This is a genomic window from Anabaena sp. CS-542/02, assembly GCF_028331085.1.
In the GTDB taxonomy this organism is placed as follows: domain Bacteria; phylum Cyanobacteriota; class Cyanobacteriia; order Cyanobacteriales; family Nostocaceae; genus Anabaenopsis; species Anabaenopsis arnoldii.
The window spans coordinates 1-11,417 of record NZ_JAQMTM010000028.1 but is presented as its reverse complement, the minus strand read 5'-3'; the positions used below and the strand labels follow the sequence as shown (position 1 = coordinate 11,417).

9 protein-coding genes and 1 tRNA gene are annotated in these 11,417 nt (G+C 38.0%); 7 read left to right on the top strand and 3 right to left on the bottom strand.

The features are described from left to right. The 5 genes from PN447_RS02585 to PN447_RS02565 form a co-directional block, all read left to right on the top strand. Positions 1 to 693 (top strand): dihydrolipoamide acetyltransferase family protein (locus tag PN447_RS02585; RefSeq protein ID WP_271760579.1); only part of this gene is annotated, 693 nt, incomplete at its 5' end. Between the two features lie 123 nt (positions 694 to 816). Then, entirely contained in the window at positions 817 to 1,569 is a 753-nt protein-coding gene (locus tag PN447_RS02580; protein ID WP_271760577.1) for an HAD family hydrolase, read from the top strand. Positions 1,570 to 1,612: 43 nt separating this feature from the next. Next, a tRNA-Ala gene (locus PN447_RS02575) sits at positions 1,613 to 1,685 on the top strand. A gap of 454 nt (positions 1,686 to 2,139) precedes the next feature. Then, positions 2,140 to 3,684, top strand: a complete 1,545-nt coding sequence (locus tag PN447_RS02570) for a class I SAM-dependent DNA methyltransferase (RefSeq protein ID WP_271760575.1) — start codon at positions 2,140 to 2,142, stop codon at positions 3,682 to 3,684. Positions 3,685 to 3,705: 21 nt separating this feature from the next. Continuing rightward, on the top strand, positions 3,706 to 4,968 hold the full coding sequence (locus PN447_RS02565) for a restriction endonuclease subunit S (RefSeq protein ID WP_271760572.1): 1,263 nt from the start codon (positions 3,706 to 3,708) through the stop codon (positions 4,966 to 4,968). 30 nt (positions 4,969 to 4,998) lie between these two features. Here PN447_RS02565 and PN447_RS02560 read toward each other — a convergent pair whose 3' ends face one another. Together PN447_RS02560 and PN447_RS02555 are read right to left on the bottom strand one after the other, a co-directional pair. Next, a complete protein-coding gene (locus tag PN447_RS02560) occupies positions 4,999 to 6,207 on the bottom strand; it encodes a DUF6575 domain-containing protein (RefSeq protein ID WP_271760570.1) in 1,209 nt (402 codons plus the stop codon). A gap of 65 nt (positions 6,208 to 6,272) precedes the next feature. After that, entirely contained in the window at positions 6,273 to 6,659 is a 387-nt protein-coding gene (locus tag PN447_RS02555; RefSeq protein ID WP_271760568.1) for a hypothetical protein, read from the bottom strand. A gap of 256 nt (positions 6,660 to 6,915) precedes the next feature. On the opposite strand from PN447_RS02555, the gene hsdR reads away from it, so the two are divergent. Then, a complete protein-coding gene (hsdR, locus tag PN447_RS02550) occupies positions 6,916 to 9,369 on the top strand; it encodes an EcoAI/FtnUII family type I restriction enzme subunit R (RefSeq protein ID WP_442867068.1) in 2,454 nt (817 codons plus the stop codon). A 166-nt stretch (positions 9,370 to 9,535) separates the two neighbouring features. Here the strand turns inward: hsdR and PN447_RS02545 are convergent, their stop codons facing one another. Beyond that, entirely contained in the window at positions 9,536 to 9,691 is a 156-nt protein-coding gene (locus tag PN447_RS02545; protein WP_271760563.1) for a hypothetical protein, read from the bottom strand. Between the two features lie 543 nt (positions 9,692 to 10,234). On the opposite strand from PN447_RS02545, the gene PN447_RS02540 reads away from it, so the two are divergent. Further along, entirely contained in the window at positions 10,235 to 11,143 is a 909-nt protein-coding gene (locus tag PN447_RS02540) for a peptidoglycan recognition protein family protein (RefSeq protein WP_271760561.1), read from the top strand. The last annotated feature ends 274 nt before the right edge of the window (positions 11,144 to 11,417 follow it).

The window sequence follows — 11,417 nt, the reverse complement described above, 5'->3', positions numbered from 1 at the left end:
TCCCCGTCCCCCATGGTTCCTGGTCAAACAGTACCTTTAACTACCTTCCAAAATGCTGTAGTTAGGAACATGGTAGCCAGTGTGACTGTACCAGTTTTCCGTGTGGGTTACACCATTACCACCGATGGCTTAGATCAACTTTACAAACAAATTAAATCCAAGGGCGTTACCATGACAGCCCTACTGGCTAAAGCGGTAGCGGTGACATTACAAAAACATCCCTTATTAAATGCCAGCTATTCAGACCAAGGAATTGTTTATCATTCTGGTATTAACATTTCTGTAGCCGTGGCTATGGATGATGGTGGATTAATCACACCAGTTTTACAAAATGCAGACATGGTAGATATTTATTCCCTTTCCCGCTCCTGGAAATCTTTAGTAGAACGTGCGAGAGCTAAACAACTACAACCCGAAGAATACAACAGTGGGACATTTACCCTCTCTAACTTAGGGATGTTTGGGGTAGACACTTTTGATGCTATCTTACCACCCGGACAAGGTTCTATCTTAGCCATTGGTGCATCCCGTCCCCAAATGGTAGCTCTAGGGGATGGTTCCTTTGCTGTGCGTCAACAAATGCAAGTTAATATTACCTGTGACCACCGGATTATTTACGGTGCTCATGCTGCGGCTTTCTTGCAAGATTTGGCTAAATTAATTTCCACTAATCCCCAGTCTCTGACTATGTAAGATTATCTCATTTTTGCGCCCTGCTTGGTGGCAACTCCGCCATCAAGTAGCCATACCAAAAGATAGCACAATAGATAATAATAATTGGCAGGACTTTGCATCTCCAGGGCTTGGCATAACAAGATGAGTTTAAAGGCAGTTTTATTTGATTTTAAGAGTGTGATTATTAATCATGAGCAGATTCACTTACAATTAATAGATGAAATTCTCATCCAAGAAAATCTCCAACCCCAGAAGCTGGGGGAGGGTCAGGCTTTATACCGCAGGAGCGATCGCACTTATTTACAAGAGTTGCTCAGTTCTCGTGGTAGGGTGGTTAGTCAGGAGTATGTCAACAAACTCCTACACCAGAAAGCCCAAGCCTATGTCCAGCAACTGGAAAACATCCCCGAACTGCCTTTATATCCAGGTGTGCTGAATTTTATTAACCAGGTGCGATCGCTCGGTATTTCCCCTGATGATTGCCAAACTGTCAAGCTCGCCTTAATCAGTGGTGCAATTCGCCAGGAAATAGAACTAGTATTAGAACGCGCTTTGCTGTCGGAGTATTTCTCTGTGATTATCGCCGATGATGACCTGATCGCCACCCAGTCTCAACCCGATGCTTATCTGCTAGCTGTGGAACGTCTCAATCAATTATACCCTGATTTCCATCTCCAACCCGCTGAATGTCTAGCAGTTGAAGGCACTCCCGTGGGTGTCGCAGCGGCTAAACAAGCCCACATACAAGTACTTGGGGTGGCTCATAACTACCCATTCCATATGCTCCAGCGTCGCTGTAACTGGACTGTGGATTATTTGTATGATTTAGAATTAGAACGAGTCCAGGAAGTTTTTTTACAAAAAGATATCAAACTTACCGCCCCTGGGTGCTAAAATTATGATATGTATGTGAGGGTTTTTTACTCTCCACTCCCTTGGGGAATTAGCTCAGTTGGTAGAGTGCTGCGATCGCACCGCAGAGGTCAGGGGTTCGAGTCTCCTATTCTCCATTAATGTACATTCTCAAATTAAATGTCGCTTTTCGCTTAATGTCGCGGTGTTTTTTTTGAGAGTCAATTTAATTATTCTCAGTTTTCGCTTAATGTCCCATGAACTTAAGATTGACTATGGATCTAATTTTGTCATCTACCTTTAGATAGATATTTTTTGAAGAAATAAACCACTGTGCCACTTGTGTAAATCTTGTGGGGGTAATACTTGCTCTTTGTACTCTTTAAATGTATGATATAATACAAGATTTTTGAATGTTAAAAAAGAGGTGATAAAAAATAGCCCACTTGATCCTAAATATGTGAGTGCTTATAAGTGCTTATAACAATTGTGGTGTTGCTCGTGATAACCAGCAGAGGTGGGAACTAGAACTGATTGATGATAGCAATGGCCTCATCAAGACTGAAAATTAATGAGATATTTGTAAAATATAAATCCTATTGCAAAACCTAAATGTTTGAGCAAACTTTTAAAAATATTGATGATGTCCTCTGGAAAGAATCTGGGTGTACTACAGAGTTAGATTACACCGAACAAACTTCATGGTTATTGTTTTTGAAGTATTTGGATGATTTAGAGCAGGAACGATTTGATAAAGCGGAATTAAGTGGCGAATCCTATACATTTATTATTGATCAAAAATATCGTTGGTCAGTTTGGGCTGCACCAAAAGATGAAAAGGGTAAATTAGACCATAACCACACCTTAACTGGGGATGATTTGATTGATTATGTCAATGGTGAGTTATTTCCCTATCTGCAAAGTTTTAAAGAACGGGCTACCAGTGCGGATACAATTGAATATAAGATCGGGGAAATTTTTGGCGAGATAAAAAATAAGTTTCAGAGTGGTTATGGTTTGCGGGATGCGTTGGAATATATTGATGAATTAAGATTTAGATCCCAGCAGGAAAAACACGAGTTATCCCATCTCTATGAAGCGAAAATCAAGAATATGGGGAATGCGGGGCGGAATGGTGGAGAATATTATACACCACGTCCTTTAATTCGGGCAATGATTCAGGTGACAAAGCCAAAAATCGGGGAAAAAATTTATGATGGTGCTTGTGGTTCTGCGGGTTTTTTATGTGAGAGTTATGATTATTTAAGACAGGATAACTTAACAACTAAACAACTGGAAATACTGCAAAAAAATACTTTTACAGGGAAAGAAAAGAAAAGTTTAGCTTATGTTATTGGCATCATGAATATGATTTTACATGGGATTGATGCCCCGAATATTATTCATACTAATACTTTGACAGAAAATCTCAGCGATGTTCAAGATAAAGATCGTTTTGATGTGATTTTAGCTAATCCTCCTTTTGGGGGGAAAGAACGGAAGGAAGTACAGAAAAATTTTAATATTAAAAGTACAGAAACGGCGTTTTTATTTTTGCAGCATTTTATCAAAATGTTGAAGGTTGGTGGTAGGGCGGCGGTAGTGATTAAAAATACCTTTCTTTCTAATTCTGATAATGCTTCCCGTGCTTTGCGTCAAGAGCTTTTGAGTAGTTGTAATTTACATACTATTTTAGATTGCCCTGGGGGGACTTTTATCGGTGCAGGGGTGAAAACTGTAGTTTTATTTTTTGAGAAGGTTCCCTTCGACTTCGCTCAGGGAACGCCTTTAGACGCGATTCAGACTACACCGATTTTTAATCAAGGTAAGTCTATAAATGAACAAATGGCGACTAAAAAGATTTGGTATTATCAATTAGATCCGGGGCGAAATTTGGGGAAAACAAATCCTTTAAATGATGATGATTTACGGGAGTTTGTGGAGTTACAAGCTAGTTTTGCAGAGTCGGAAAGGTCTTGGTTAGTGGATGTTGCTGATATTGATCAGGAGACGTTTGATTTATCGGTGAAGAATCCGAATAAGGGGGAGGAAGTGAGGTTAAGAGAACCGCAGGATATTTTAGAGGAAATTGCAGTTTTGGATCAGGAGAGTGCGGAGATTTTAGAAAGTATTTTACAGTTGACAGTTGAAAAGTGATAGACAGTTGGTAGAGAAATTATGAAAGACTGGAAAAAATTGAAATTAGGTGATATTGCTGTAATCAGTTACGGATATACAGCAAAAGCTTTTGTTGCAAATGTTGGTTCAAAGTTTCTCAGAATTACCGATATTCAAAATCATAGTGTGAATTGGTCTAGTGTGCCATATTGTCAAATTACTGAAGATGATTTCGAGAAATATAAACTGATTGATCAAGATATTGTTTTTGCAAGAACTGGCGCAACAACTGGTAAAAGCTATTTAGTTTGTGACCCACCAGAAACTGTAGCTGCATCTTACTTAATTAGACTAAGATTAAAAGATGCAAATATTGACGCTAAATTTATCTCTAAGTATTTCCAAACTAAAGAATATTGGGATAATATATCTTCTGGCATCTCTGGTAGCGCACAAGGTGGATTTAATGCTTCAAAATTATCAGAATTATTCATTCCTATTCCCCCACTTCCAGAACAAAAGAGAATTGTAGCAATATTGGATGAGGCGTTTGAGGGGATTGATAGAGCAATAAGCAACACTGAAAAAAACCTCAGCAATGCACGGGAGCTATTTGAAAGTTATCTAAATTCTATTTTTAGTCAAAAAGGCGAAGGTTGGGAAGAGAAGAAGTTACGTGAAATGGGTGGTAAAGTTTTCACTGGTCCATTTGGCTCACTTTTACATAAATCTGATTATGTTTCTAACGGTATTCCAATAGTAAATCCAGCAAATATTGAAGACGATAAGATTATTCCAAATTTCATTAAATCTATTAGTCCTGATACAGTTAAACGACTACAATCTTACGTCTTAACAACAAATGATGTTGTAGTAGCTAGAAGAGGGGAAATAGGAAGATGTGCGGTTGTTACAGAAGAACAATCTGGATGGCTTTGTGGAAGTGGTTCTTTCTTTATAAAACCATTTGAAAAGGTTAATTCAGTATTTCTTGCTCATCTTCTTAGGTCAGCAGTATACAGAAGCCAGCTAGAAAAGCTTTCTACTGGCGCAACTATGCAAAATTTAAGTAATCAGTCACTTTCGGATCTAGTTATTGCTATGCCATCTTTAGATGAGCAGAATCAAATAACAAACAGAATTGATGATTTAAAAAGTGAAACCCAAAGCCTTGAAAATATTTACCGTCAAAAAATCGCTGCATTAAAAGAACTAAAACAAAGCATCTTGCAAAAAGCATTTACAGGGGAATTAACGGTTCGACTTCGCTCACCGACCACAGCAGATAATGGGGAAAATGAAAAGGAGGAAATTGCAGCATGAGAGATTATTTAACGCAATAACATAATCATCTCAAGCTTGTGTATTTTCTGATTCTGCCTCTAGCTTTAAACTTAATAATTCATACTCGTGCTTTTCCTTATTAAGAACAGTAGAGACAATTGCATACTCTTGAATAGTTGCAACATAAACTGAATCTTTTCTAATAAATTCTACATCTTTAATAGCAGAATCAGCTATAGAACATTTATATTTTTTTCGAGAACCTACCTCTTGCAAAGTAGTGGTTATAGTATTGTAATTAATCTGAGTTAATTTCACCTTTACACAAATTTCTGTTTCTGCTCTTAGTTTAGTATTTTTAATGACATCAATCACCTTAGATATAGTTTCTTGCTCTATTTCTCCTACTTGCACCTTGTGACCAGGAGAAGCCCAATTTATTTGTAATTTACTAATACCTATTCTGGTTAAAGATATTAAAAACTCAGTATATTTAAAGGCAGTTTTCTTTTTGAGAATATTTAGTTTAGCTGGTAATTCCTCTGAATTTGCTCCTAAATTTATTAATTGTATAAATTCTTTGAAACATTGCCCCAAAAAAGATTCTCCTAAACCTAAACTATCTTCCTCATACACAGTACCCTCTAGACGCATTCCAAATGATCCACTAAATACACTAGACATGACAACTTGAGTCTTTTGCTTGATCTCAAATGGTATAATGTGACTTTCGGATCTTCCTGATTTTATTTGTCCTATGGCATCAATTGTTTCTTGCAATGAAGATAAAATTAAACCCAGATCGCCCACAGGAGCTTCCTGAATATCTTTATCTGGAAATTTTAAAACAAAATCTATAATTTCTCTTCTTTTCTGCCTAGAAACTACTTCAATATTTTCACTATTCTGAAATTCAGATTGAATAAATTGTCCTAATTCTGGTAAATAATCATCTGGTATTTCATTACATTCAACATTTTTAACAATGACATTTATTCCATCTTCATAAGGAATTTCCACTTGATAGACGAAAGCATCTTCTGTCTGAGCAAATATATGTCTAAGCTCCACGTCACCTTTAATTACACTCTGAAAACGAGATGAAGATACAGGAGCATATAGCCATATTTCAGCAAAATCTGAACTATCTACACAAACTACAATAAAAATTAATCCTGATTTATTTTTGCAGGAAAACAATACAGGTTTATCATAAAAGTCATAAACTTCTATGATTTCAAGTTGTCCTAATATTGTCCTTTCCGGCAAAAAACTCATGGCTATAAATGTGGTTATCAGTTAATTATGTTTTACTAGAATCTTCTTTATTTATATCTATTAATTCAAATTAATTCAAAAAAATGCTCAGGCTCACTATTCTCAGGTATCCACCAAGTATGATGGGATTTTTCATTTCTTGATGGAGTGGGTTTAATTTGTCCTAGTTTTTCATTCAAAACTCCCCTAGCAATTTTGCTATTTTTAAAACTCGGAATACGACGAGAGAGATTTTTAGCATCATCTAAAGATGAATGAACTGATACTCCACAGGCTTGGCACTCAGATACACCGCGGGGACATTCCTTATTTGGATTTTCTTGCCGCCAAGATAAAAAATCTTCTGGTAGGGGTTTTGGATGTGCCTTTTTAATAAATCTGTAAAATTCTCCTGATGCAGTATTGGATTCTGATGGAGGACATTGATCTGGGAAGTTTTTTGGATATATCATCCTTTCGTTTTCAAGTATGATAATAAGTTTATTTATAACCTATGGACTAGACTTAATACCACGAATCTACCACAAAGTGACATATAATATCTATAAAATTTTGAACAATTTATTTTTGCTTATAAATAATTAATAAGATTCTAGGATTTAAAATTAATATTTATTATTACTGAGATTATATTCGTGTATAAATAGGTTTTAATAGAAAATCAGATTCTGGATATGAGCCATCATGAATGAAGCCGAAACTTCTAGGTTGAGCGAAGCCGAAACCCGCGCCGAATTAATTGACCCCGCCCTTACTGCTGCTGGTTGGGGAGTTGTGGAAAATAGCCGCATCCGTCGAGAAGTCATCGCCCCTGGTCGTTTAATTGGCAACGGTAAACGGGCTAAAGCAGACATCGCTGATTATGTATTAGTTTATTGTGGTGAAAAACTCGCTGTTATTGAAGCTAAAAAACGCGATTTACCCGATACGGAAGGTTTAGCACAGGCGAAAAAATACGCCGAAAAATTAAAAACGCGCTTTGCATACTCTACCAATGGTGTTGGTATTTACCAAGTAGATATGCACACCGGGAAAGAAGGTTATATCAACAAATATCCCACACCTGATGAACTATGGGAAGCTACTTGGCGGTTGAGCGAAGTCGAAACCAGCGAAGTCGAAACCAGCGAAGTCGAAACCAGCGATTTCCCTTCGACTCCGCTCAGGGAACAAGAACAAGAATGGCGTGATTCTCTTTCAGCGATACTTCGTGAACGCTTTGCAGCTATTCCTTTTGAAGATAAAAGCGGTACATGGGAAGCCCGATACTATCAACATAATGCTATCAAATATGTTTTAGAGGCGATCGCCCAAGGACAAAAGCGAATTTTATTAACAATGGCCACAGGTACAGGTAAAACCTTTATTGCTTTTCAACTGGCCTGGAAACTCTTCCAAAGCCGATGGAACTTGAGCCATACACTTCGACTTCGCTCAGTGAGCAAACGCCGCCCCAGAATACTATTTTTAGCAGATCGTAATATTCTCGCAGACCAAGCCTTTAACTCCTTTTCTGCCTTTCCTGATGATGCTTTAGTTCGCATAGATCCCGAAACCATTAAAAACCGGGGGAGAGTTCCCAAAAATGGCAGCATCTTTTTTACAATTTTCCAAACTTTCATGACAGGAAAGGATGAAGAAGGTAAACCCACCCCCAAATTTAATGACTATCCTCCCAACTTTTTCGACTTTATTATTATTGATGAATGTCACCGAGGGGGAGCAAGTGACGAAAGCACCTGGCGAGGAATTTTAGAATACTTTTCCCCTGCGGTACAACTAGGACTAACTGCTACACCCAAACGTCAAAACAATGCTGATACCTACGCTTATTTTGGTGAACCAGTTTATACTTATGCCTTAAAAGATGGTATTAATGATGGGTTTTTAACTCCCTTTAAAGTCAGGGAAATAGAAACTACCTTAGATGAATATATTTACAGTCCTGATGATGATGTCATAGAAGGGGCGATAGATGATGAAAAAACCTATACAGAAAAAGACTTTAATCGCATTATTGAAATTGAAGAACGGGAACGCTACCGAGTGCAACTGTTCATGGCAGAAATAGATCAAAATCAAAAAACTCTGGTATTTTGTGCTAATCAAGATCATGCCTTAGCAGTAAGAAATTTAATCAATCAAATGAAGATTAGTCATAATCCTAATTATTGCCACCGAGTTACAGCTAATGATGGCAAATTGGGAGAACAACACCTGAAGAATTTTCAAGATAATGAAAAAAATATTCCTACTATTTTAACCACCTCTCAAAAACTTTCCACCGGGGTTGATGCTCGCAATGTGCGGAATATAGTTTTAATGCGTCCTATTAATTCCATGATTGAATTTAAACAAATTATTGGTCGTGGTACTCGGTTATATGATGGTAAGGATTATTTTACTATTTATGATTTTGTCAAAGCTTATGAACATTTTAACGATCCTCAATGGGATGGTGAACCCCAAGAAACTGTAAAAGTTACCAACACAAAAGCACGGGAATTATCACCAAATACAGATAATAATAGCCCAGAAAAGAGAACCGAAAAAATAGAAGATACCACACCCAAAATAATTAAAGTTAAATTAGGAGATGGTAAAGAAAGAACTATTCAACATCAAATATCTACCAGCTTTTGGAGTGTAGACGGTAAACCCATAACCGCTGCAGAATTTATAGAAAGGCTATTTGGTGAAATTCCCGAATTGTTTAAAAATGAAAATGAATTAAGAACTATTTGGAGTCGTCCAGATACTAGAAAAGCTCTATTAAAAGAATTATCAGAAAAGGGTTATGATGCAGAACAATTAACAGAAATTAGCAGTTTAATTAATGCTGAAAAAAGTGACTTATATGATGTATTAGCTTATATTGCTTATGCTGCTGTACCTATTAGCCGTCGGGAAAGGGTTCTAGCTCATAAATCCTTAATTTTCTCTAAATATGTGGGTAAACAACAGGAATTTCTAGATTTTGTTTTAGATCAATATATCAAAGATGGGGTAGAAGAACTGGATCGATCTAAGTTACCCCAGTTATTAGAGTTAAAATATCATACTATTCATGATGCCACTAAAGAACTAGGTAGCGTTGCTAATATCAAGGCAATATTTATTGAGTTTCAGCAGTATTTGTATTCACAGGATATAGCAGCTTAATTGGGGAAATTGTTAATAATATCTATGAAGCTTTGCGAAGGATCTTGTCAGCTGAGTACCTTGTTAACTTTTCAGTGACCCCACCCTTACCAGGGAAGAGAAAGGTAGGCTTAGGAGGATGTTTGATAAGTCATGATTAGTGTATCAACTATTGTTTGACCCCACCCTAACCCTCCCCTTGTAAGGGGAGGGAATAGGAATAGACAACTTTAACAACATTAGGACTTACGCAACTGGCACAGGCGATCGCGCGATCTGCTTGCAGCGGCGCTTGGTTCTCGCATCCCGTCAAGATAATCAGATACATGATCTTCGGTGTCACACAGATTCCCGACTTCTGGACTTATATTAGATTAGTCCAATTATGTAAGAAGTCGGGGATCTTACTTATGCAGCTGCGATCGCCTAAGTGCTGTGTCAATGCACTAGTTAATCATGACCGAAGTTCAATCAAAATCCCTGGAATAGTTATTCTGATGTTTTGAACCTCGGTAGCTTGCTGTATAGGGTTTTGAAAGTGTTTGTCAGCCAAAGTCCATAAATAATGATTGTTAACTCTAGTACTGCGAGAATTAACACTCAGTCGGATTTATCCGACTTCAGCTTTTAGACAGGGGTTTCTAACCCCTGGCTCCCTCCCTGCGGTTCTTAACCCCTGGCTCCCGCGTCCGACCCATCAACCATCAACCATCAACAAAACAGCGATGCACTGAGCAGATCCCACCGGTGCTAATGAAAGTACCTGTGGACTTCTTATAGGGGAAGTGTGTAAAATAGGAGGGTCCCCACTCCGCGGGGACACTAATTGAATGAAAACTTGAATGAAAACAAAGATTAAATTGAGTTTTTTATCAATACAATCACAATGAGGTTTAGAGACTGGGCTACGCGAGTATTACTGATTTTCCTGATATTCACTACAGTAACTATAGTGTTATCTCTAGGGAGAATTACACAAATAGAAAGTAACAAAATCAACTCTAACCCACCAACAGCCGATGTAAATAGAGACTGGGGCGAATATCCACAAGCACAATTACAATCCTCAAACACCTTAGAGGAAAAATCACAGGAAAAATTACAGGAAAAATCAACCGTAGATTTACCCCCACCTACTGTCACCAAGTCTGAAAATTCTAGTAGATACAGAACTACAGCAGCTTTTACCCAATATAGACCCTACTATGAAATCGCCCCAGTAGACCCCAGCAACTACGGCGATCGCTATTCTCATGATGTTAATGGTGTACCTGTGAACAATCAAGCCCTGATTGTCTTACATGAAACCGGTAATTCTGCTTCTAGTGCGGTTAACTTCTTTCAAAACCCCCATACAGATGAGAATCTACAAGCTAGTTACCACGCTCTAATTAAACGGGATGGGACAATTATTTATTTAGTTCCCCCAAATAAACGAGCTTTTGGCGCGGGTAATTCGGTTTTTGAGAGTCCCAATGGTGCAGAAACCGTAACCACTAACCCTAATTTAGCATCCTCCGTGAATAATTTTGCTTATCATGTTTCTTTAGAAACACCCCAGGAAGCTTGGGGTAAAAATTCTCTCCGCTCACATAGTGGTTACACAGAGTTACAATATAATTCTCTGGCCTGGTTAATTGCTCAAAGTCAGGTTCCCGACTACCGCATCACTACCCATGCTTATGTAGACCGTTCTGGGGAGAGAAGCGACCCCATTAGTTTTGATAGTAATCAATTTTTACGGTTACTTCATAGCTATCGGGAGCTAATTCCCACCTATCAAGCTCAAAATTAAATTTCTGATTGATGGTTGAATCAAAAAAGCTATAAAGCCTTGGGTGTGTGTCTAATAATGTACACACCAATTCGCCCCCTGTTCCCTAAGAGGATGTTTGTCAAGTCATGATTAGTGTATCGAATATTATTTGACCCCACCCTCACCTTTCCCTTTATAAGGGAAAGGGGACTGGATTTGATTGTTTCGGTGTGTTGGGTGTGTTCCCTGTTCCCTGTTCCCTGTTCCCTGTTTTCTGTTCCCTGTTCCCTGTTCCCTGTTCCCTGTTCCCTGT